The 23,944-nt window shown below is 67.3% G+C and carries 17 protein-coding genes; 3 read left to right on the top strand and 14 right to left on the bottom strand.

The annotated features are described in order from the left end of the window. Nucleotides 1–17: 17 nt before the first annotated feature. From BO226_RS22290 to BO226_RS22240, 11 genes are all read right to left on the bottom strand, one after another. On the bottom strand, nt 18–866 hold the full coding sequence (locus BO226_RS22290; protein ID WP_064257030.1) for an SDR family oxidoreductase: 849 nt from the start codon (nt 864–866) through the stop codon (nt 18–20). After that, nucleotides 866–2,818: a hydantoinase B/oxoprolinase family protein gene (locus BO226_RS22285; RefSeq protein WP_006551022.1), complete on the bottom strand. Its 1,953-nt coding sequence runs from the start codon at nt 2,816–2,818 to the stop codon at nt 866–868. Before BO226_RS22285 ends, BO226_RS22290 begins: the two co-directional genes overlap by 1 nt. Continuing rightward, entirely contained in the window at nt 2,815–4,917 is a 2,103-nt protein-coding gene (locus BO226_RS22280; protein ID WP_071936097.1) for a hydantoinase/oxoprolinase family protein, read from the bottom strand. The genes BO226_RS22285 and BO226_RS22280 overlap by 4 nt, the downstream gene beginning before the upstream one ends. Nucleotides 4,918–5,113: 196 nt before the next feature. Continuing rightward, nucleotides 5,114–5,791 carry an SRPBCC family protein gene (locus BO226_RS22275; protein WP_006551024.1) on the bottom strand — a complete coding sequence of 226 codons (678 nt, stop codon included), beginning with the start codon at nt 5,789–5,791 and terminating at the stop codon, nt 5,114–5,116. Then, on the bottom strand, nt 5,788–8,316 hold the full coding sequence (gene cutA / locus BO226_RS22270; RefSeq protein WP_071936096.1) for an aerobic carbon-monoxide dehydrogenase large subunit: 2,529 nt from the start codon (nt 8,314–8,316) through the stop codon (nt 5,788–5,790). The genes BO226_RS22275 and cutA overlap by 4 nt, the downstream gene beginning before the upstream one ends. Further along, nucleotides 8,313–8,984 (bottom strand): (2Fe-2S)-binding protein, encoded by a 672-nt coding sequence (locus BO226_RS22265; RefSeq protein WP_071936095.1) that lies wholly within the window; start codon nt 8,982–8,984, stop codon nt 8,313–8,315. The genes cutA and BO226_RS22265 overlap by 4 nt, the downstream gene beginning before the upstream one ends. Then, on the bottom strand, nt 8,981–9,895 hold the full coding sequence (locus BO226_RS22260) for an FAD binding domain-containing protein (protein WP_071936094.1): 915 nt from the start codon (nt 9,893–9,895) through the stop codon (nt 8,981–8,983). The genes BO226_RS22265 and BO226_RS22260 overlap by 4 nt, the downstream gene beginning before the upstream one ends. A gap of 87 nt (nt 9,896–9,982) precedes the next feature. Beyond that, nucleotides 9,983–11,431, bottom strand: coding sequence for a uracil-xanthine permease family protein (locus tag BO226_RS22255; protein WP_006551031.1), 1,449 nt, complete (start codon nt 11,429–11,431; stop codon nt 9,983–9,985). A gap of 177 nt (nt 11,432–11,608) precedes the next feature. After that, on the bottom strand, nt 11,609–13,312 hold the full coding sequence (locus BO226_RS22250) for a helix-turn-helix domain-containing protein (protein ID WP_071936093.1): 1,704 nt from the start codon (nt 13,310–13,312) through the stop codon (nt 11,609–11,611). Between the two features lie 54 nt (nt 13,313–13,366). Beyond that, the gene (locus tag BO226_RS22245; RefSeq protein WP_006551033.1) at nt 13,367–14,470 is read right to left on the bottom strand and encodes an XdhC family protein; all 1,104 of its coding nucleotides are present in this window, start codon (nt 14,468–14,470) and stop codon (nt 13,367–13,369) included. Nucleotides 14,471–14,491: 21 nt separating this feature from the next. Next, a complete protein-coding gene (locus BO226_RS22240) occupies nt 14,492–15,889 on the bottom strand; it encodes an amidase (protein WP_024102182.1) in 1,398 nt (465 codons plus the stop codon). 141 nt (nt 15,890–16,030) lie between these two features. Here BO226_RS22240 and BO226_RS22235 point away from each other — a divergent pair, with 141 nt between their 5' ends. Next, a complete protein-coding gene (locus tag BO226_RS22235; protein WP_024102183.1) occupies nt 16,031–17,206 on the top strand; it encodes an MFS transporter in 1,176 nt (391 codons plus the stop codon). Here the strand turns inward: BO226_RS22235 and BO226_RS22230 are convergent. Further along, a complete protein-coding gene (locus BO226_RS22230; protein WP_232238012.1) occupies nt 17,176–18,108 on the bottom strand; it encodes an alpha/beta fold hydrolase in 933 nt (310 codons plus the stop codon). The two genes, BO226_RS22235 and BO226_RS22230, sit on opposite strands and share 31 nt — an antisense overlap. 133 nt (nt 18,109–18,241) lie before the next feature. Next, nucleotides 18,242–19,213, bottom strand: coding sequence for an LLM class F420-dependent oxidoreductase (locus tag BO226_RS22225; RefSeq protein ID WP_019290753.1), 972 nt, complete (start codon nt 19,211–19,213; stop codon nt 18,242–18,244). Nucleotides 19,214–20,546: 1,333 nt separating this feature from the next. On the opposite strand from BO226_RS22225, the gene BO226_RS22220 reads away from it, so the two are divergent. Both BO226_RS22220 and BO226_RS22215 read left to right on the top strand, forming a co-directional pair. Next, nucleotides 20,547–21,761: a cytochrome P450 gene (locus BO226_RS22220; RefSeq protein ID WP_071936531.1), complete on the top strand. Its 1,215-nt coding sequence runs from the start codon at nt 20,547–20,549 to the stop codon at nt 21,759–21,761. Between the two features lie 97 nt (nt 21,762–21,858). Next, nucleotides 21,859–22,899 carry an NADH:ubiquinone reductase (Na(+)-transporting) subunit F gene (locus BO226_RS22215; RefSeq protein WP_071936091.1) on the top strand — a complete coding sequence of 347 codons (1,041 nt, stop codon included), beginning with the start codon at nt 21,859–21,861 and terminating at the stop codon, nt 22,897–22,899. 601 nt (nt 22,900–23,500) lie between these two features. Here BO226_RS22215 and BO226_RS27315 read toward each other — a convergent pair. Beyond that, nucleotides 23,501–23,683, bottom strand: coding sequence for a hypothetical protein (locus tag BO226_RS27315; protein ID WP_138844707.1), 183 nt, complete (start codon nt 23,681–23,683; stop codon nt 23,501–23,503). Between the last annotated feature and the right edge of the window lie 261 nt (nt 23,684–23,944).

Below are 23,944 nucleotides of genomic sequence, written 5' to 3'. Positions count from 1 at the left end.
CCTACACCACCGGCGGGTTACCGGCGCGGCATCGATGAGACGAGATCCGCGACGCGGGCGGGCGCCCGACCGAGCAGTGCCGCCGTCACGGCGCTCCCTGCGACGAAGCCGTGATCGTCGTAGAAGTCGAACATCGCCGCCAGACGCTCCCGGGTATCCGCGGGCAGGTCGCGGCCGTGGCGCTCCATCCACACCGGGACGGACACCTGCTCGATCTCCACCGACCGCCCGGCGACCGCGCACAGCTGCCGCACACTCACCGAGTCCGGTCCCCCGAGCTCGTAGGTGGCGCCGTGGTGGATGTCCGTACCCTCGACGAGGACACGGGCCGCCACCGTCGCGACGTCCGACAAGGCGACGAACGAGAACGGCGCGTCGGGGTCGTAGGGGACGTCGAGTGCATCGACCGAGCCGTCGAGGACGGATGCGAAGTTCTCCGTGTACGCGCAGGGCTGCAGAACGGTCCATTGCACCCCGGAAGCGTGCAGGATGTCCTCGCAACGCGCCTTGTCGAGGTGGTGCGGCATCGCCGGCGTGTACGGCCAGGCGACGGAGTGGTAGACGACGTGATCGACACCTGCCTCGGCCACCGCCGCGAGGAACCGTTCGAACAGCGCCGGTTCGTCGGGGTGCATGTTCGGGGCGATGAAGTAGACGCCACGGCAGCCCGACAGGGCGTCGACGAGCCCGGCACCGGTCTCGAGGTCGACAGCACGATCCCCCGCCTGCCGAGCGGTGTGCACCACTCGGCGGACGGGGGTCGTGTCTGCTGTCTCCAGCGCCGCGATGACAGCCGTTCCGGTCTTCCCCGCGGCACCGATCACTGCGAGATCGGTGCCGCGGGAGAAAGTGGCCGTCGTCGACATCAGTTGCCGATGAAGTCGTACTCGGCGAACTCGGCACCACCCGACAGGCGGGCGTAACCGGGACCGCGGTCGAAGAAGGGCTCTTCCTCGCCGCGCTCGGCGCGCATCTGCGCACGCAACGCCTCGGTGGCCTCGACGTCGGCGACGGGCTCCTCCGCCGAGGTGTCCTTCAGGATCACGCCGTAGTCGTCGCGGGCGCCCTCGACGGACACCTTGCGCCACAGCACGTCCCGGACCACCTCGTCGATCGGACGATCGAGCGGGTCGCCCCAGCCACCGCCACCGGTGGTGCGGATGCGCACGACCTCGCCGGCCTTGATCGGCTCGGCGTCCGTGAGGGCGTCGAACTCGCGCTCGTTCGGGCCGCCGGGATCGAGGGTGACGGAGAACGGCTTGCCGGCCTTGCCGCCCTTGACGCCCCAGCAGGCGAGGATCGAACGGTCCGCGATGGACATGAAGTTCGCGTCCTTGAGCATGCGGATGTGCTTCTCGTAGCCGAGACCACCGCGGTAGCGGCCGGCCCCACCGGAATCGATTGCCAGACCCAGCTTCTCGACGATGAACGGGAAACGGCTCTCGGTGAACTCCGTGGGCAGGTTCCGCGAGTCGGGCACCACGTGGATGGTGTCCTCACCGTCGGCGTAGTGCCGGCCACCGGAGCCGCCGCCGAGCACCTCACGCATGAGGTAGGAGTGGCCGTCGAAGTCCTCGCCGTACACACCGGTGTAGCGGATGGTCTCCTGGTCGGCGGGCATGTTGCCGTCGACCGCCTTGGCGACCACACCGGAGAGCACACCGAGCAGACGCAGGATCACGAACGTGCGAGCGTTGGTGGGAGCGGGGAAGATCGGCGTGATGAGCGTGCCCGGCTCCGGGAACCTCATCTCGATCAGCGGCACGACACCTTCGTTGACGTCCAGTTCCGCCATGCGGTCCGGGGTGTCGGCCAGGTTGCGGAGGATCGGCGCCAGCCACTTGATGAGGAAGTTGCCGTCGGCGTAGTCACCGCAGTGGTTGATCGGGCCCTTCGCCTGCGGACCGGTGCCGTTGAAGTCCAGGATCAAGCGCTCGCCGCCCTCGTCCTCCGGGGAGGTCTTGGTGAGGGTGATGCGCTGCACGTGCAGCATGGGCTCGTCCACACCGTCGTGCTCGGCGTAGTCCTCCCAGGTGTACGTGCCCACCGGGATCTTGCTGAGGATCTCGCGGCGGTAGGTCTCCGTGGTGGCGTCGAGGATCGCGTCGAAGCAGGCCTCGACGGTCTCGACACCGTAGCGTTCGAACAGTTCCGACAGTCGACGCGCACCCATGAGGCACGCCGAGCACTCGGCGTCGAGGTCGGCGGCGAGCGAATCGGGCATGCGGGAGTTGCGGGTCATGATCCGCAGTGCCGCCTCGTTGGGAACGCCCTGGTCCCACAGCTTGATCGGCGGGACCATCAGTCCCTCCTCGTACACGGTGGTCGCACCCGAGGGCATGGAGCCCGGGCAGCAACCGCCGATGTCGTCGTGGTGGCCGAAGGCCTGCACGAACGCGACCACCGAAGGCTCGGTGTCGCCGGGGCGGGTCGCGAAGACCGGGACCGTGACGCACAGGTCGGGCAGGTGCCCGATGCCGCCTTCGGAGAGGTAGACGTCGTTGTGGAAGAAGACGTCGCCGGGCTTCATCGTCTCGAGCGGGAAGTCCCGCGCCACCGGATGCACGAGCGCCGAGTACGAACGACCGGTGAGCTTGCGCAGGTTGCGGTCGTGGATGCCGGCACGGAAGTCGTGGGCGTCGCGGATCATCGGCGAGCGCGAGGTCCGGGAGATGGAGGTCTCCACCTCCATCTCGACACTGGCGAGATAGCCGGCGACGATCTCGACCAGCACCGGATCGGGAGCGCTACCCGAAGCGTCGGTCAGCCGGAAGGGCTTGCGGGTCGTGGCCGCGGCGGGTTCGAGAGTCGCAGTCATCGGGTGGCTCCGTTCGAGTCGGACGTCTTGCTGAGGCGGATGTTGCCGAAAGTGTCGATGCGAGCGCGGAATCCGGGATGAACCGGGATGGTCGAGCTGAATTCCTCGATCACGGCGGGACCTTCGAGTTCGTCGCCGGCGCCGAGGCGGACGCGGTCGTACACGCGGGTGGTGACCCACTCGTCGAAGTACGCCTGACGGGTGCCGGTGAGCGCGTCGTCCGCCCCCGTGCCCGGGGCGATCTCGGCGAGTTCCGGTCGCTTGATGGGGCCGATACCACTGACGCGGAGGTTGACCCATTCCACGTGCTGGTGGGGATCGTTGCGGAAGTCGTAGCCGTAGAGCTCGCGATGGGCCTGGTGGAAGCGTTCGGCCGCCTCGTCCATCAGTTCCTGGGTGATGGGGCCGTCGCCGACCGGCACACGCACCTCGAAGGCCTGGCCGAAATAGCGCAGGTCCGCCGAGCGGGCGTACTGCCGCTGATCGGGCCCGAATCCCTCGTCCCCCAGGGCACGTTCGGCCTCGGCCGCGAGGGCGTCGAGTCCGGCCTGCAGTTCCTCGATCTCCAACCGGTCGTGGCGGCTGACGTGCGTCTGCACATAGTCGTTGCGGACATCGACGGTCAGCAGCCCGAAGGCCGAGACGTTGCCGGGCTCGAGCGGCACGAGGACGTCCTTGAGACCGAGGATGTCGATGAGGCGACAGGCCAGCAGCGACCCGGAGCCGCCGAAGGTCACCAAGGTGAAGTCGCGGACGTCGAGACCACGCTTGACGGTGATCTGGCGCAGCGCGTTGGCCTGGTTCCAGGCCGACACTTCGAGAATGCCCGTGGCGCACGCCTCGACTTCGAGGCCGAGACGGTGTGCGAGCTCCTCGACGCCCTTGCGGGCGAGCTCGGTGTCGAGCGGGATCTCACCGCCGAGCAGGTGGGGAGGGATGCGACCGAGCAGGACGTGGGCGTCGGTGATGGTCGGCTCGTTGCCACCCTTGGCGTAGCACAGGGGTCCGGGATCGGCGCCCGCCGACTGCGGGCCGACGCGCAGGGTGCCCTCGGGGGTCATCCACGCGATGGAGCCACCGCCGGCGCCGACGGTCACCACGTCGATCATGGGGATCTTGGACGGGTAGACACCCACGCGACCTTCCGTGGTGAGTGCCGGCTCGCCGCCGACGACCACGGTGACGTCCGTGGAGGTGCCGCCACCGTCGCAGGTCAGCACCTGGTCGACACCGGCGACGCCGGCAATCAGCGCCGCACCCAGGGCACCGGCTGCAGGGCCGGAGAGCACGGTCGTGATCGGCTGGTGCACGACCTCCTTCGCCGACAGCACGCCACCGTTGGACTTCATCACGTAGAACGGGATGTCGCGCTGTTCGCCCTCGGCGGAGGAGAACTCGCGGAGCCGGTTCGCGATGTTGTTGACGTAGTTGCGGATGTTGGGCTTGACCGCGGCGTCGACGAGGGTCGTGATGGACCGCTCGTACTCGCGGTACTCGCGCAGCACCTCGCTGGAGATGCTCACGGTCGCCTCCGGGTACTCCTCCATGAGGATGTCGCGGACGCGGCGCTCGTGCTCGGGGTTGGCGTAAGAGTGCATGAGGCACACGCCGACGGTGCGGATCTCGCGGTCCTTGAAGAAGCGGGCGGCGGCGCGGACGTCGTCCTCGTTCAGGGGACGGATCTCGCTGCCGTTGTAGGCGAGACGACCGCGGATGGTGCGGACACGGTCGGCCGGCACGATGCGGTCGGGCTTGACCCAGAAGTAGGAGTTGCCGTAGCCGTCGGGGACCGACTGGCGGGCGATCTCGAGGACATGTTCGTAGCCCTCGGTGGTGATGAATCCGAGGGTGCCGACCTTGCCCTCGAGGAGCTTGTTGGTCGCGACGGTGGTGCCGTGACTGACGGCGTCGATCGCGTCGCCGGTCTCGCCGAGCTGCGCGAGGACCTTCTCGATGCCTGCGAGGAAGCCGATGGCCGGATCCTGCGGTGTCGACGGGGTCTTCGTGGTGACGATGGCGCCGGACTCGTCGTCCACCGCGACCACGTCCGTGAATGTTCCGCCGGTATCGATACCGACCCGAATCTTCCTGGATCCCATGTTTCCTCCTGGGTTCGTCTCGCCGGTGTCCCACCTGACGTCTGATGACATTCCACCCCCTGAGCGGCGGTGTTTCTTTGTCACATCTCGCCGAACTCGTCGCCTGGAGTTCGGGGTTCGTGCACCTGCCACCTGCAGACGACGGCACCCCCGGGCCGTGATGGCCCGGGGGTGCCGTGGAGATTCGACGAGAAGGTCAGCGTCGGGCGAGGATCGCTCCCAGGGCGACGCCCGCCAGCGCGATACCGGCGCCCACTCCCGCGGACAGCAGAACGGTTGCTACCGAAGGTGTTCCGGCCGGTACCGGTGCAGCGGACGCAGCGGCCACGGGCAGCGCGGTGGTCTTCACACCCGCACCCTCGGCGACCTCGGCCACCTCGGCTCCGTTCACGCCCGCGACAACTTCGGCTTCGGCCGCACTCGGCGCCGCCGGCAGACCGTCGGCGATCACACCGTCGATGCCGTTGAAGAACACACCGGCCATCTTCTTGGCGACACCGGTGATCATCCGTTGTCCGACACCACCGACCATGCCGCCGACGACCGCGTCCGCGTCGTAGGTGAGCACGGTGCCGCCGTCGCGTTCTTCGAGACGCACCGTCACATCGGCCTTGACCGTTCCCGGGGCACCGGATCCCGATGCCGTCATAACGAACGATTCGGGGCGATTCTGCTGCGACAGAACCACTTCCCCGTCGTAGGTGCCCTTGATGGAGGCTACTCCGGCGGTGATGGACAGCTTGTAGTGGTTGTCGTTGATCTGCTCGAGCGACTGCACGCCCGGGATCGTCGCCGCGAGAACACGGCCGTCCTGCAGGCTGTCGTACACCACGTCGGGAGGTGCCTGCAGTTGCGCGGTACCGGCGATTCTCATTCGTTCTCCTTGTTTCGGGACGCCGCGTGGGTCAGACGCAGCTCGAACAACTCCGAGGGGGAAATCGGCATGCTGGTGATCGGGATACCCTCCGCGTCCTCGACGGCCGCGGCGATCACCGCCGAGGTCGGGATGACACCGGCCTCACCGGCGCCCTTCATCCCGAGGGGATTGAGTGCGGACGGGGTGACGGTGTGGTCCATCTCGAGAGAGTCGGGCATCTCCGTCACGAACGGCATGAGGAAGTCCATGTACGACGCGTTGAGCATCTGCCCGTGCTCGTCGTAGACGATCTTCTCGTAGAGTGCGCCGCCGATGCCCTGCGCAACCGCGCCCTGCACCTGGCCTTCGACGATGCGCGGGTTGATGACGTTGCCGCAGTCGTGCACCACCGCGTACCGGAGCACCCGGATCTCGGCGGTGACGGGATCGGTCTCGACGATCGCCGCGTGGATTCCCGACGCGAACGTCGAGGTGGGCGGCGAGTAGTAGCCGGTCGCCTCCAGGCCGGGCTGCTCACCCTCGAGGACGGGCGGCACCGACATGTCGGTCTCGGCGTTCGCGAATCCCGTTGCGCGACGGGATGCGTCGTCGAATGCGTAGCGGAGCGGGTTCGACAGTACGGCCACGACACCGAGTGGGATCGAGGTGCCCTCCGCGCCGGGTTCGGTGCCCACCACGCACACGTGCCCCTCGCGCAGTTCGAGATCGGCGACGTCGGCGTGGAGGTGGTCCGCGGCGATCTTCTTCGCCTTCTCCGCCACCATCTGCGCGGCGACGTGGAAGGCGGATCCGGACATCACGGCACCGCGCGAGGCGAACGTGCCGACCGCGTACCCGAATCGGCGGGTGTCGCCGGTGACGATCTCGACATCGGAGACCGGCACACCGAGATCATCGGCGACGATCTGCGCGAAGGAGGTCTGGTGTCCCTGGCCCTGGGTGGTCAGGCCCGTGGCGGCCTTGACCTTGCCCGAGGTCTCGATGAGCACGTGGGCGCCCTCGTACGGGCCCGGTCCCGTGCCCTCGACGTACGCTCCAACACCGATTCCGACGCGGCGGCCCTCGGCGCGGGCACGTTCCTTGTACTCGGCGAACTCGTCCCAGCCGATGAGCTTCTTGAGCTTGTCCATTCCGGCCTGGTAGTCGCCGGTGTCGTAGATGAGGGGACGGCCGTCCTGGAAGATCAGGTGGAAGTCGTAGGGCATCTCCTCGGGGCGGATGAAGTTGGTCTCGCGGACCTCGAGGACGTCCTTGCCGAGATACTTGGCGATGGCGTCCATCGCCCGCTCCATTGCGAACACGCCCTGGGGTCGTCCCGCGCCGCGGTAGGGCGTGACGATGACCGTGTTGGTGTACAGCGAATAGGCGTCCACCCGGAAGGCGCGCGGTTTGTAGGGGCCGAGCACCTGGGTGGAGGTGTTGAGCAGCACGATGATTCCGTACGGCAGGTACGCGCCGTTGTCGTGCCAGATCGAGAAGTCGAAGGCCAGCAGCCTGCCGTCGTCGTCGAACCCGACGGTGACCTCGTGGACCTGCCCGCGCTCGTGGGCGCTCGAGATGAAATGTTCGCGCCGGTCCTCGACCCACTTGACCTCGCTGGAGATCCCGGCCTGCCCCAGCTTGCGGGCGGCCCAGGTGACCATGACCTCCTCGGGCCACGGGTGGACGATCTTCACACCGAAACCACCACCGACGTCGGGGGCGATGCAATGGACCTTGTTGTGCGCCATGCCCAGTCGCGCGGCGATCGCAGCACGGGCGGACGTCGAGGTTTGGGTGGACGTCCAGAAGGTCAGCACCTTCTCGTCGTCGTCCCAGCGGGCGTAGACGCCCTTGCCCTCCATCGGCATCGACGCCGAACGTTCGATCTCGAGGTCGAGGGTCAACGTGTGCGGTGCCGCGGCGAGTTCCGCCTCGATGTCGCCGAACCCGTGCTGGAGGTGCGCCGCGACGTTGTCGGGCACATCCGGATGGACGACGTGCTCGGCGTTGCGTGCGGTGTCGACACCGACCACGGCCGGAAGGGCCTCGTAGGTGATGTCGATCAGCGCGCAGGCGTCCTCGGCGATGTACCGGTTGTCGGCCACGACCATCACGATCGCCTCGCCGACATGGTTCACCTCGTCCTTGGCGAGCGGATATCCGTTGCGCGGAGCGGTGATCGCGGGGTGCGGGATGAGCAGTGGGAGATTCTCGGCCATCTCGGGCGAGTCGGCCTCGAGATCGTCGTAGGTGTAGATGGCGTGCACGCCCGGCAGTTCGAGAGCCGCATCGACGGCGATGTCGAGGATGCGGGCGTGCGCGTGCGGCGACCGGACGAAGGCCGCGGCGAGCGCGCCGTGCCCGAGATCGTCGAGATAGCGGCCGTTACCGCTGACGAGCCGGTTGTCCTCGACACGCGGGATGGGCTTGCCGAACGACTTGCCCGACTCGGTGGCACCACCGATGTCGGCGGGGGCGAGGTCGGTTGCCGTGCTCGTCGAGACCGAGGTGGAGACGGGCGAATCGGAGACGCTGGTCATGCTCGTCCTGCCTTTCCTCCGACCGGAGCGGTGGCGCCGCGGACCTTGGCGTCGAGCGAGGCGCGTGCCGCCTCGCTGTCGGGGCCGAGCGGTGAGCCTCCGGACCGTTCGCGCTTGATCTCGGCGGCGCGCAGCACGGCCGCCCGGATGTTCTGGTAGCCCGTGCACCGGCAGAGGTTGCCGGCGATCGCCTCGGTCGCCTCCTCGTGGGTGGGCGACGGGTTCTCCTCGAGGAAGGCGGCGATCGTGGTGACGAATCCCGGTGTGCAGAAACCGCATTGCAGACCGTGGCAGTCGACGAACGCCTCCTGCACGGGATGCAGGGTGCCGTCCGGTTCGACGAGCCCTTCGACCGTCGTCACCGAGCGGCCCTCGAGGCTCGCAGCGAGCACGAGGCACGACCGCACCGGCTTGCCGTCGAGCAGCACCGTGCACGCGCCGCACACACCGTGCTCGCATCCCACATGGGTCCCGGTCCGGCGGAGGTGATGACGGATCGCGTCCGATGCCAGCGTGCGCGAGGGCAGCACCACGGTCTGCGTCACGCCGTTGAGGGTGAAGGTCACGGCGACGTGGTGCTCGCCGGTCTCCGCCTGCAGCTCGTCGACCTGTTCGGCGACGGTCCGCCGCGAGGCATCGCGACCACCCTTGTGGATCGAGCTCGTCATCGACTTCCTCCCGTGTGCATCGGTACCCGTGTGTCGTCGCGGATCGCGTCCTGCGCGGCCGCGAAGCCGACACGGCCGGTCAGTGCCGCCACCAGCTGCGACCGGTAGCGGTCGGTGGCGTGGATGTCCGCCTCCGTCTCGACGGTCTCGCGTGCCTTCTCCGCGACCTGCTGCCAGAGCGGGTCGCGCTCGTCGTGCGCCGAGGCTCCGCGCAGGATGTCGGTGTAGTCGACGACCTGCCCGAGTTCTCCCGCGGAGACGTAGGTCATCCGGGCGGACGTCACCGCGCCGTCCTCGACCTCCACCTGCGCGACCACGCCGACGAGGGCGTAGTCGCCGTGGCGTCGTGCGATCTCGTCGATGGCGGTGCCGGTGCCCGGCCGCGCAGCCGGCACCATCACGCTGGTGGCGATCTCGTCGGCCTCGAGGGTCGATTCGAGCGGCCCGGCGAACAGCTCGGCGGCGGGGATCTGCCGGACTCCGCGGACGGAGCGAACGGTGAGCGTTCCCCCGAGCAGCGACAGCACGGCCGGCATCTCCGCGGACGGATCGGCGTGGACGATCGATCCCACGGTCGTTCCGCGATTGCGGATGGTCGGGTGTGCGACCAACCGGAGCGCGCGGCCCAGCAGGGGCTGGACCTGCGCGACCGTCGAATCGGATTCGAGCGCTGCGTGGGTGGTGAGAGCGTCGAAGGTGACGCCGAGTTCCGGTGAAGCGGAGATCGCGTCGAGGCGCGGGATCGAGCCGATGTCGACGAGGTGAGCCGGTGCCGCCAGGCGCATCGACAGCAGCGGAATCAGTGACTGGCCGCCGGCGAGCACTTTGCCCTCGTGCGCGACCCCCGCGAGGATCTCGCAGGCTTCATCGATCGACCGCGGTCGGTGATAGGTGAGTGGCGACGGTTTCATTGAACAGATCCTGCCCGCATAGTGTGATCGGCGTTTCGTGGAGAAGTGACAAAGCTCACCGGTCGACAATGTCAGATGTAATAGAGGTCACGCGAACTCCTTCAGCCTCCCGGCGCCGCTCTCGCCGTCGGGATCGGGCTCCGTCCGGACCGGTTCTCCCTGATCGGAGGGGGTATCGGGATCCTCGGGTGCGATGTCCTTGGGGGCGATGACCCGGCACAGGTGGTAGAGGCCGATCACGACGATGGTGCCCAGCGCGATGCCGCTCAGCGAGAACGTGTCGGTGAACTCGAGGCTGGTGTCGCCGATGGCGATGATCAGGCCGGCCGCGACGGGCATGAGGTTGCGCGGGTCGCCGAAGTCGACGCCGTTCTCCTTCCAGATCTTGGCGCCGAGCAGGCCGATGATGCCGTAGAGGACCACGGTGATGCCGCCGAGCACGCCGCCGGGGGTCGCGGAGATGACCGCGCCGAACTTCGGGGAGAAGCCGAGGAGCATCGCGATGACACCGGCCGCGGCGTAGGCGGCCGTCGAGTACACGCGGGTCGCGGCCATGACGCCGATGTTCTCCGCGTAGGTCGTCGTCGGGGAACCGCCGACACCGGTGGCGAGGGCCGTGGCGAGACCGTCACCGGCCAGCGCGCGTCCCATCATGGGGTCGAGATCGGTCTTGGTGATCTCGGCGACCGCTTTGACGTGTCCGGCGTTCTCCGCGATCAGGGCGATGACGCCGGGCAGCACGAGCACGATGAAGGTGAGGCTGAACGACGGGGCATGGATGCCGACGACACCGGCGGCTTCGTCCGTGAACGGCGGCAGACCGAACCACGGCGCGGACGCGACGCCGTCCCAGTTCACGCGGAAGTGTTCGGTGACGGCGTCGGCACCGGCGTCGTAGGAGGTGATCGGTCCGCTGATCCGGTCGAGGATCCACGACAGTGCGTAGCCGAACAGCAATGCCAGGAAGATGGCGACGCGGCCGAGGAAGCCGCGCAGCACGACACTGCCCACGATCAGCGCGATCATCACTGTCAGCGCGACCCACTGATCCTGCGGCCAGTAGGTACCGGCCACCACCGGCGCCAGGTTGAAGCCGATGAGCATGACCACCGCGCCGGTGACGACCGGCGGCAGGATCTTGAAGACCAGCGAGCCGCCGAGGAAGTGGATCACCACACCGATCGCGGCGAGCACGAGCCCGGAGACCATGATCGCACCGGTGACCTCCGACGGCGAGCCGCCCTGGGCGTAGATCGCGGCGATGCCGCCGACGAAGGCCGCGGAGGTACCGAGATAGCTGGGGATCCGGCCCTTGACGACAGCGAGGAAGAACAGGGTGCAGAAGCCCGAAAGCATGACTGCGAGTTGCGGGTTGAGTCCCATGATGATGGGGAAGACGAAGGTGGCGCCGAACATCGACACCACGTGCTGGCCGCCCAGGCCGATGGTGCGGCCCCAACTCAGGCGCTCCATCGGCGCCACGACCTGTCCCGGTTCTATGTTCTTGCCGTCTCCGTGCACTGTCCAGATGGGCATATCGGACCTTTCAGCAGAGTGTGGGTGCCGATAGCGTTCACGTGGATCGTTACGCCTGTGTTGCCGATCACACGTGTACTTCGGTAGCCGCAAACGCTAACGGAGCAGCTCCGGCCCGGCGTGGGAGGAATCTGCCAGGAGCGACCTTCCGAAATTGGCAAGATCGGTGGTTGATCGTCAGGAATCGATCCCGCGCATCGCGATGATCTTGAGGGCGAGCGAAAGGTCCAGCCGCAGTTCGGGCTGCTCGGTGAAGGGACCGAGGATCTTTTCGAGTTTCGCCACACGATAGCGCAGAGTGTTGTAATGAAAATGTAACTGGCGCGCGGCTTCTGCGATGTTGATGTTGGTGGCGAGGAGCACCTCGAGGGTACGGCACATGTCCTGCGCCTCGGCCGTGCCGTCGGTCAGTTCCTTGAGCGTCTCGCGCGCGAACGACTCGAGTTCCTCGGTGTCCTCGACGAGGCTCAGCAACCGGTACACACCCAGATCGTCGAAATGGGTCACCGCCCACGGCCCGGAGATCTTGCGCCCCACTTCGAGTGCCGTGCGCGCCTGGGCGTAGAGCACCGGCAGGTCGTCGGTGGACGACGACGCACGCGAGACCCCCACACCGAACGGGCGACGTCCTCCCCCACCGGCTCCGCGCACCTGGGCGACGAGTTCGTGCACGAGGGTCATCGTGTCGCTGCCCTCACCCATGAGCACGACGGTCTCGGTCGCCAGGGCCGTGACGGACGCTCCGGAATCGCGGCCGGCGAGCGCACCCGCGAACGCGCGGGCCTGCCGTTCCACGACGGGCAGTCGCGCCGGTGCCGCCGAGGAATCGTCGTCCACGCGATCGGGTTCGACGGCGACCACCACCACCGGGCGGTCGAGATTCCAGCCGAACATCTGGGCGTGCACGATCACCTGTTCGGGTTCACCGGCGCGGCCGCGCAACAGGTCCCGGACGAAGTTGGCCCGGTGCTTCTCCTCGACCGCCGACACTGCGAGTTCACGACTGACGACGAGCGCACACACCGTCGCCGCCTGCTCCACGAGATACAGATCCGGCGCGGAGAGATCGCGTGCGGGACAGAAGAACACGAGCCGGCCGTGGTCTATGCCATTGGCGGAGATCGCGGCGATCGCCACGTACTCGTTGCCGAATCGGTGCAGACCGAGCCCGCCCTCGATCGAATCGGTCCGCACCCGGCCAGTCGCGTCGACAGCCGCCGTCGAGGACAGCCAGGCGAGATCGGACTCTTTTCCGGCCCTGTAGGTCTGGCGTCCGTCGGGCGTGGTGATCAGAACCGCCCCGTCGAGCCGGCGCGAGATGCCTTCGGCGAGCGCCCTGTGCCCACCACCCGCCATGACGATCTCGAGCAGCCCGCGACGGAGGTGATCCGCCTCGAAGACCGCTTCCACCTGAGCGACGGCCATGTCGCGGAGATCCCGCGCGAGACGGTGATCCGCGACGACCTCCTCCGGCGTCGTCAGCACAGGGAGGGGAACGTCGTCCGTGAGACCCTGCGGCAGCGGGTGTCCGGTGTCGAGTCGGACCACCAGAGCCGAGACCTCGCTCCGGTCCAGCCGCGCCAGGAAGTCGGCGATCGGCACGGCGAGTCGCGCGAGCACGGTGGTGGAGGTGACGAGCAGCAGTCCCGGACGCAACCAGGGACCGATCTCGGGGAGCATCATCACCGCGACCCCGGTGACGGCTCGCGCCGTGGAGACGTCACCGGCGAGCACCGTCGGTGCGACGAGGAAGCCCGAGGAGACGACGTCCGTGAGCGGGCAGGGTTCGAATGCGACCGCTGCGCTGTCCTCCGGATCGGCTGCGCTGCGATCCGGTTCGGCTGCGCTGGGCCCCGGTTTCTCAGCCTTGCGCACCGTCACAGCAATACCCGTCCACCTGCCAGTCGTTCACCCCTGCGTGGGAGACACGTGACATTAGAGGGCTGTGGCAACACCGTCAATCGCAGGCGGACAAGCCGCAGGTCGGGCAGCACGTCCCGCCGGGACCCGGTGGATGGGTCCGCGCAGTGTCGCGAGGCTGCGTCCGGTGGCACCGCGCGTGCTCACGAGGACCTCGGCGAAGATCGACACGGCCGTTTCCTCCGGGGTGCGCGCCCCGAGGTCGAGTCCGATCGGCGAGTGCAGCCGTCCCAGTTCGTCGGCGGACAGACCGGCCTCGCGCAACAGGGCGACCCGGCGCTCGTGCGTGGAGCGGCTGCCCATCGCCCCGATGTATCCGGCCTCGCAGCGGAGGGCCCGTTCGAGCAGTGGGATGTCGAACTTCTCGTCGTGGGTGAGCACCGCGACGACCGTGGTGGGGTCGATCGGCGCCGACTCGAGGAAGACGTGCGGCCACGCCACCACGACCTCGTCGGCGTCGGGGAATCGGGCGGGCGTCGCGAAGACGGGCCGGGCGTCGATCACCGTCACGCGGTAACCGGCAAACTTCCCCAGCGTGCACAGGGCGGACGCGAAGTCGATGGCACCGAAGACGTACATCCGCGGTCGCGGCGCGAAGATCGCCACGATCTGCGCACGCCCCTCGTCGACATAGACCTCCGAATCGCCGTAGGACAGGCGCAGGCGCACCTCGTCCCCGACGTCGGTGCCGTCGTCCCCGTCGAGGGTGACCACACGATGGTCGGCGGACTCCCGATCGGTAACGACGGCGACCGGCTCTCCAGCCCCGATCCGCCGTGCCACCTCGGGGAACTCGGGATAGGTCGCGGCATCGACCCGCTGCACGAACACCTCGATGGTGCCGCCGCAGGTCAGACCCACTCCGAAGGCGTCGTCGTCAGTGACGCGGAAGACCTCGGTCCGTGCACGCCCGTCGGCGAGCACGTCACCCGCGATGTCGTACAGCGCGCCTTCGATGCACCCTCCCGAGACACTGCCCACCACCTCGCCCGACCGCGAGACGGCCATCGCGGCGCCGGGTTCGCGCGGCGACGACTTCCAGGTGCGCACGACGGTTGCGAGCGCGAACGTCTCACCGTCGTCGAACCATCGCGACAGCTCGTCGAGAATGTCCCGCACAGCGGTCTCCTTACCGGTGTGTCACAGACGCGCGGCGACGGCCAGCGCGACGTGGTCGTGGAAGGGGCGCGCGACGACCTGCACGCCGATGGGCATGCCGTCACTCGTCCGCCCGACAGGGACGACGACGGACGGGAGGCCGGTGACGCTGATCGTGCGGCAGCTCGCCAGTGCCTCCTGCCAGGTGAGCAGCCGGTCGCCGACAGCGAAACGATCGTCGCTGAGCGGAGGCGCCCCGATGGACGCGACCGGCAGCACCAGCACGTCGCCCATCTCGTCGAGCAGGCGATGGATCAGCGCGGTGCGCCACGCCCAGAGGCCCTCCACCTCCCGATGTTCGGCGCGACCGGCCGTGGACAGCAGGTCGCGGATGACAGCACCGAAGCGGTCGGTCCTCGCCAGCGCGTCGATGTCGGCGTGGGTCTGGGTGGCCCTCAGCCGCCCGAACAACTCGTTCCCCTCTACCAGGGCCGACCCGCGGTATTCACGGGCACCGAGGCGCCGCGCGCTCTCGCGGACGACGTCCTCGATCTCGTCGTCGACGGGCACGGTGCCCTCCCCGGGCGCCCAGGTGATCGTCAGCGTGTCGACGTCGACGGTCGCCGGGTCGGTCCACGCGACGTGCGGTTCGGAGATCATGCGCAGGGCGAGGACGAGGTCGTCGAGGTTCCGTGTCATGGGCCCGACGGTCTGCAGCGCGCCGTGCACCGTCGTCGGATTGGCACGTACATGATCACCGACGAGCACCCCCGGGTACTGGCCGTCCGCGGACACCCGGCCGACGGTGGGGCGGATCGAGCACAGGCCGGTGCAGTGCGCGGGCCAGCGCACGGACCCGCCGAAATCGGTGCCCAATCCGAGGACGCTCATGCCCGACGCGATCGACGCGGCTTCGCCCCCGCTGGATCCGCCGGGTGAGCGCGGCGACTCGGGGCTGCCGAGCGGGTTCACGGCCGGTCCGAACATCTCGTTGTCGGTGAGCCCGGAGGTCCCGAATTCGGGCGTGTTGGTCTTGCCGACGAGGATCGCGCCGGCCGCCTTCATCGCGGCGACGGCCGGTGCATCGACGACGGGGACGTTGTCGGCCAGCGCCCTCGAGGCGGCCGTCGTGCGCACGCCTGCGGTGGCGATGAGGTCCTTGACGGTGAACGGCACCCCGGCGAGCGGACCGGCCACCTCGCCGCGGTCGAGGCGTCGGTCGAGGGCGTCGGCCTCGGCGAGGGCACTTTCCGCCGCGACGGTGACGATCGCGTTGAGGCGCGTGTTCTGCTCGGCGATCAGGGCGAGATGGTCCTCGACGACCCGACGGGCGGTGACTTGGCGGTTGCGGACCACGGCGGCGATCGACCGCGCGTCGGCGCCGGTCCACGTGCCGGTGCGCTCGGTGTCGAGCGTCGGGGATCGACCGTCTACCGCCACTGGCCCTCCTTGGTCTGCGTTCGACGAGAACGCTATGGCCGGCTCCGGGCCCCTCCTACGTCCACACTCCACAGGAAGCCGGTCGCCGCGGTGTGAAGAGTTGATACTTTCCCGCCGGAACGGGCCTGAGAGGATCGGGGAATGATTCCGTCCTGGGCTCGTCTCGCGTTCGCCGTATTCGCGGTGAGCTGGGGCGCCAATCAGTTCGCTCCGATGCAGCTCGTCTACCGCGACCACCTGGGACTCGGCAGCGACTCGTTCACCGCCATGCTCGGCTCCTACATCGTCGGGTTGATCCCCGCCCTGCTCTACTTCGGGCGCGTGGCCGACCGGATCGGGCGTCGTCCGGTGATCCGGGCGATGATCCCGGTGAGCATCGTGTCGTCGATCGTCCTGCTTCTCGGCGCCGATATCCCGGCGTTGCTGTATCTCGGCCGGGTCCTCGCCGGATTGGCATCCGGGATGGCGTTCGGAGCAGGCACCGCGTGGATGAAGGAACTGAGCGAAGGTCCAGGTGTGGGAGCGCGCCGAGCCGCCGTCTCACTGTCGGCGGGATTCGGCAGCGGCGCCCTGTTCGCCGGTCTCATCGCGCAGTGGCTGCCCGCCCCCGACCGTCTGCCCTATCTCGTGCACATCGCTCTGATGGTGGTCGCGCTGGTACTGGTGTGGACCGTCCCCGACGCCCACCGGCCCCGCACCGTGCAGGGCTCGTGGCGCCTGTCGACGCTGTCGTCCCCGCGCTTCCGCTGGGGTGTCGTGCCGTGGGCCCCGTGGGTCTTCGGATGCGCGACCGTCTCGTTCGCCACGATGCCGCCGATCGTCTCGGACCGCGTGGACAGCGTGGCCGTCGCGTTCACCGGCGTGGTCGCCGCCCTGACCCTGCTCACCGGTGCGTTGATCCAGCCCGTGGCCCGGCGCATCACCCGGCACGGTGAGGACCGTGGCGTCTGGACGGGGGTGGGTCTCGGTGTGCTGGGCTTCGTGACCGCCGGCGTCGCAGTGCTCGTCGACGGCCCGGTATCGGTGCTTGCCGTCCTCGTCACCGCCGTCCTTCTCGGCGGGGGTTACGGCATGCTGCTCGTCTCCGGTCTCGTCACCGTCGAGCACATCGCTCCGCCGGACGAGCTGGCGCAGACCGTCGCCGTCTTCTACTGCCTGATCTATCTGGGTTTCGCGGTGCCCTTCGTCATCTCGCTCGCCGCACCCCACGTCGGGTTCGTCGCATGCTTCGCGGTCGCCGTGGCACTGCTCGTGCTCGCGCTCGTCCCCCGGAAGTTGCTCGCCGATCAGGAAGCGACCCTCGTCGGCTCGCGCTGAGCGAGGCCGACGGGGTCCAGGCCGACAGGGTCCAGGCCGACGGGGTCCAGGGCGCGCACGTGCCCGAGCAGATCCGACAGCGCACCGGCGACCTCCTGGGGACGGTCGGCGAGCACGCGGTGACCGGCACCGACGAACCGCACGAGGTTCGCGTGCGGCAGCCGCGCCGTCATCATCTCCGACAACGACAAGGGCACGAAGACGTCCTCCGTGCCCGCCGCGACGACCACCGGCACTCTGGCGAGCACATCGAGGGCGGCGGACTCGTCGAGCACCGCGAAGTCGGCCAGCAGTCGCGACCAGGTGACGACGGAGGTCTCGTTCGACAGCGCCGATCCGACCACCCGCAGCCACGATTCCTCCGTGCGCCTGCGTGCGGCAACCGTGCACACCCGGCCCCCGGCGCGTTTCGACAACTCCATGACGCGCGGTGCACGCGACACCGCCCGGTGCACGATGGAGGCGGCCGGATGCCGCAGATAGCGTCCGATACCGCCGTCCGCGAGTCCCGATGCTGCGGTGGCGAACAGGCCGACACCCACGATGCGGTCGCCGACGGCGTCAGGGTGACGACGGACGTAGGACAGTGCGACCATGCCGCCCATCGAATATCCCGCCAGCACCACCGGTCCGTCCGGCGCGAGGGTCCGGAGCACCGCGTCGAGGTCGTCGGCCATCCCGGAGACCGTGCACGCCGTGACGTCGCCGGTCCCGGAACGACCGTGTCCTCGCTGGTCGTAGCGGACGATGCGCAGACCCGGCAGGTCCACCGATTCACAGACGGCATCCCAGCTCGCGGCGTCCTGGCAGTGGCCGTGCAGGCACACGAGGGTCAGACCCGCATCCCGCGATCCGGTCACCGTGGTGGCCAACGGCACTCCGTCGTCGGCAACCACGGTCACACGAGCGATCGTGTTCGGGTCCGTACTCGACGTCGGCTCGGCCATCTCGCCTCCTGCACAGCGCATCTGCAGGAGTTGTCGCGTCGCCCTCGGGTGCCGTTAACCACCGACATCGAATCGTGACGTCCGGTCGTCAGCGCGGGGCGAGCGCCCGGATCATCGGTGCGGGATCGCCCGAGGGCACCAGGGCGATGGCCGGTGTGGTCACACCTGCCTCGACGTAGCGCTCCACATGCTCGCGGCAGGCCTCGGGTTCGCCGTGGATCACGAGGGCGTCGACCACGTGGTCCGGGATCGCTTCGAGGGCGGCCTTGCGGTCGCCTTCCGCCCACGCCTTCCACATGCCGGCGAAATCGTCCGAACGGCCGAGGAATTCGTGGAAGGCCCGATAGACGGGGACGTTCATGTAGGCGGCGATCATGCGGCGGCCGATGGCGCGGGCGGTCTCGGTGTCGAAGCCGGGGAGCACGAAGATCCGCGCGACGATCTCCTTGTTCTCGCCGCCCTCGTGGACGTAGGGCGCCACGGTGCGGACGTCGTCGGCGGACAGCCAGTTGATGATGGCGCCGTCGGCCTCACGTCCGGCCAGACGCAGCATGCCCGGGCGCAGTGCCGCCAGCAGCACCGGCGGCGCCGGGTCGGGTACGACGCCGGCCCGGAAGCCGTCGACGGCGAAGGTGTCGTACTTCTCGGAGACCTTCTCCCCCGCCAGCGCCGCACGCAGGAACCGCAGGGTGTCACGGGCACGCTTGAACGGTTCCTCGAAGGGGATGCCGTTCCACTTCTCCACGATGACGTCGGAGGAGGTGCCCACCCCGAGCACGAAGCGGCCGGGTGCGGCGGCGGCGAGGCTCGCGGCCGACATGGCCAGCGTCGCGGGGCCGCGAGTGTAGACGGGGACGATCGCGGTACCCAGGCGCAGGCCGGGAGCCCACACGCTCGCGAGGGTCAGCGGGGTGAACGCATCGGCAGCGCCGGCCTCGGACGACCACACGTCCGTGTACCCGAGATCGGGGAGCTCTTCGATGATGCGTCGCTGGTCGGGCAGGGGGATGCCGTCGAGCGGGACGGTCAGGCCCCATCGTCGTGTCGTGTTCTCCGTCATGACCGTCACCCTAGCCACACTGTGGTTCAGGTCATATCCGGGCGTGTCCCGCCCCGGGCGATCGAGCCCGCCCCGCGCCCACTCCGGTCCTCGGTAGCTGTGTCCAGACTCTGTCCGAAGGTGCGCAAAGGAAGTCACGACGACCGCATCAGCCGATCGGTGCATTGAGGCCAAATCCTGTTGACGGCGCTCGGAAGTCGGACAGTTCCGACCACGCTGATGCCGTCCCGACGGAGGTCCGCGATCTGGATCCGCTAGTCTTCGGGCAGACAGAGGGAACTGATCTCGCGGACGACGAGGCGGTCGAGTGGGGCGACGGTCGTGATCGATCTGCCGTCCCGCTCGAGAATATAGCCGTCGGCCCAACTCCCCGGCGGCAGGTCGGGCTCCAACCTGTCGAGCGACGGTGCGTACGCCCTATCGGCGGGCACACAGCTCGAGGAATCGTCGGGGTTTGGCAGACAGTGGGCGCCGCCCCGCGCCCTATTGACATATCGAGTCGACGGCACAGCCTCCAGATGTGCAGGTGCGTGTCGCACACGATGGAGTGCGACCACCTCGGGGCCAGCTGCTCACTTTTCGACCGGACCCAACAACGAAGCTCAGGGATGCTCCCCGAATCATCCCTGACACGTCTCATTTCCGGTGCAGCCGAAAATGTCCCGACGATTCACCCTTTCCGTTCGGCTATCCCGAACAGTGCGACGCACAGCCGACGATTCCGACCATCCTCGTGACATCAGACACAAACCGACGCGGTTCGGTGAAGTTGGGAAGCCGGATCCTGCGGGCTCATGCCCGACGCTATTCGTGTGCGCGCCGCCACCCGCCGGCCGCCACACCACCTCTCACTCCGCCGCAGGTGACGAAGGAGAACGACGCATGAGTGACCGCCGCGACCGGTTCGATATCCAATCTCTGGCGCACGCGAAACCACTGAGCCTCCAACCCCGGGGAACTGAGATCGTCTTTACGCGGCTTCTAGGCGTGGACGGGGACCCATGGTGAGGTTCGAGCAGCTTGTCTGCGCTGCTACGAAGATCCGCGCCAGTGGCGTCCGAGGATGAACGAGGCCCCTGACACACGACTCGACCGTGCAGCACTTCGTACCAGCTCTCTCGACGCTCTCGAGCGCAGCACACGCTAGCGATCAGGTCCCATCAGACATCCCGATAATCGGCACACCCAACTGACGTTTGTCGCGGCCAGCTCACACAGACATTTACCAGCGCTTCGCTGACCCGACGATCACCTCCGCCTGGTCAACCGAAGCAGCTCACAGCCGCCTCAGCCCGCCTCCCGGCTCAAAGCACCCGAAATCAGAAGGAGCATGATGACTTCCACCCACAGCTTCATCGACGAAATCACCATCGAGGAGCTCGAGGCCGATCCATACCCGTTCTACGAGCGCCTCCGCAAAGAGGCACCCATTGCCTACGTTCCCGCCCTCGGCATGCACATCGTCTCGACGAAAGAACTGTGTGCTGAGATCTCCAAAGACGACACAACCTGGCCTGCGGTGATCTCCGCTGCCGGCGGCCGCACCTTCGGCCCTCAGGCATTGCTGAATACCAACGGAGACGAGCACCGCGACCTGAGGGACATGGTCGAACCACACCTGCAGCCCTCAGCCGTCGACAAGTACATCGACGATCTCGTCCGACCGTTTGCGCGACAGCGCATTGCCGAGTTCGAGAACGACGGGCACGCGGATATCGTCGCCGCCTACTGCGAGCCGGTGAGTGTCCGCGCACTGGGCGACCTGCTCGGTCTCGGGGATGTCAGCACCGAAAAACTGCGCGAGTGGTTCCACAATCTGAGCGTGTCGTTCACCAATGCGGCAGTCGACGAAAACGGTGAGTTCGCCAACCCCGAAGGGTTCGCCCCCGGCGACCGCGCCAAAGCGGAAATCATCGCGCATGTCGACCCGAAGATCGACAAATGGATCGTCGAACCGGACCATTCAGCCATCTCGCACTGGCTGCACGACGGGATGCCGGAGGGCCAGACCCGCAGTCGCGACGTCATCTACCCCAACCTGTATGTCTTCCTGCTCGGAGCAATGCAGGAGCCCGGTCATGCCATGGCCACGACCTTGGCCGGACTGTTCAGCCGACCGGACCAGCTCGAACGTGTCATCGACGATCCGACTCTGATCCCCCGCGCCGCATCCGAGGGCATGCGCTGGGTTGCCCCGATCTGGTCCGCCGCGGTCAAGCGCGCCGCGAGAGAAGTTACCGTGGGCGGGGTCACGCTTCCTGAGGGTTCGATCGTGATGCTGTCGTACGGTTCGGCCAATCAGGACGAAAACGCGTACAACGCCCCCACCGAATACGACCTCGATCGTGCCCTGGTGCCGAACATGACCTTCGGCGGCGGAAAACACGCATGCGCCGGAACCTATTTCGCCAATGCAGTCGTCCGAATCGGACTCGAAGAATTGCTCGAGGCAATTCCGAACATCGAACGAGACGAAACCCACGAGGTGGACTTTTGGGGATGGGGTTTCCGCGGCCCCAAGCAGCTGTTTGTCGAATGGGAAGTGTAGGCGACCTCGACCTCACCCCTCCTGAATCATCTGCACAGATACGGCGAGCATCGGGAACACCCGAGGTTATCGATATTGAATTGGAGCGCTACCGGAAATGTCTGATCAATATTTGGTCCGTATAGAGGGAAAGAACACGGACATTGCCGTTGAAGAAACCCAATCCGTTCTCGATGCTGCCCTGCGGGCCAACGAGTGGCTGCCCCACTCGTGCACTCAGGGAACCTGCGGGACATGCAAACTCAAGGTGCTGCGCGGTGAGGTCGACCACCGTCAGACTCCGGAGTACACCCTGACCGTCGAGGAAAGGGCCGACGGACTGGCTCTGGGGTGTATGGCCACTCCCCGCTCGGACTTGACCGTCGAGCCGCTCGGCAACGTCAGCGATGACGGCGTGCCTCGTCACCCTCTACGCGACTATGAAGGCACCGTCGTCGTGTTGGACGACATCGCTGCCAACACGCGCAGACTGGTGATCGAGTTGGACACTCCGATGCAGTTCAATGCCGGTCAGTACGCCGAACTCATCGTTCCTGAGCACGCAGGGGCGCGGCAGTACTCGATGGCTAATCCTCCGACCGAGACTCGGCGGCTGGAGTTTCACATCAAGCTCACCGCGGGCGGGTTGTCGACCGATGGGTGGATCTTCCGCTCGATGACGCTCGGGGAACGAGTCTCGCTGCGCGGCCCCCTCGGGCAGTTCAATCTCGTCGCGAAACAGGATGAACCGGCGATCTTGATCGGCGGTGGGACGGGGTTGGCTCCACTGAAATCGATCGTCCAACACGCCCTCGTCGAGGACCTCGTCCCAGAACTGTTCCTCTACCACGGCGGCCGCCGGCGGGAAGACCTCTACGATGTCGAATTCTTCCGCGATCTCGAACACCGGCACCCGCATTTCCACTACCGACCCGTTCTCAGCGAGGAGCAGTGGGAAGGGGCAACCGGGCTGGTCACCGATGTCGTGGTCAGCGACTTTCCCTCGTGCAAGGGGATGAGCGCATTCCTGTGCGGCCCACCCGCGATGGTCGATGCGGCGGTCAAGGCACTCAAGCGCAGGCGTATGGCTCCTCGATTGATCTTCCGCGAGGAGTTCGCCATCACGCCCGCAACCAGCACAGCGCCGGCAGTGCTCTGACCTTCAGGATCCACCACGACAAGAGTCTGGGGCAGCGCGTATGTACTCGCTGCCCCAGACTTTGTTCGTTGCCAGTTCATTCGCCCGGGGACGTAACCCGCAGATCTTCCGCAAAGCTGGACCCGAAGGCCGTTCTGTAGCCCCGCCCCGTGAACCGCCGAGCATACAAGAACCCCAATTACGCGACTTCAGTGACGTCGGCGGATGCACGGTCCTGCGCGGTTAGGCGTCACCGTATCCAGCTCGCGTCCTCGGATGTTCCGAGTCCCGATTTATCGAGCATGGCAAGTGGCGGGAAATGTTGCCTTCAGCCCGAGTAATCCGAGGAGGCTGGCTCGCCCGGCAGCTCGCTCTGCGCTCTGCTGCAGTTCACCAACGGCATCGGTCGATCAGTCTTGACCACCGTGTTCACAGGCAATCGCCCCTCCGAACCAGGGGCGGCCATCACCTCGGCCTTCGTCACAATCCTTGGTATCGCGACTGCCGGCCTTTTCGCATTCCTACCCCTGCCCGCCACAGCTCTAGGCGAGCACAAGCATCTCGTACAGGCCAGTTCTACTGTGCACCAGAGCAATGCACCATCGAATTCGACAGTATGTCTTCACAACTGATGCGGGATATCCACACGAGACATCCTCTCGAGGTCGAGAGCAGACTCGACAGCCTCGATATCAACGGCCTCCATAGGGCGACCGGTCAGCGCTTGCAGCACTACCTCGAGATCGCGTGCGGTCACCGATTCGGTCGTCGAATCTGATACTCGATAACGAATGGGATACTCCATGACATCTCCTGACAGGATAGGGAGACAAGACATCTGGTAGCACTGCTCAACGGACCCAGCTGGGCTGCGACGGTATCCCTGCGAACTTCGCCATCAGCGCCAGCAGCCCTTCCCAGGGTGGAGTTGACGCTCAATGCCGTCATCCCGAACCGACACCGATTTCCTTCACAGCAGAGGAAGAACTCGACCGCCACGGACCTCATTCGAGACCACCCGCCGATGGACATCGCCCCTCAGTCCGTCGATTCGACTACACCAACG

The organism is Rhodococcus sp. 2G (assembly GCF_001886355.1).
In the GTDB taxonomy this organism is placed as follows: Bacteria; Actinomycetota; Actinomycetes; order Mycobacteriales; family Mycobacteriaceae; genus Rhodococcus; species Rhodococcus pyridinivorans.
This window is presented reverse-complemented; position numbering and strand designations above follow the sequence as displayed.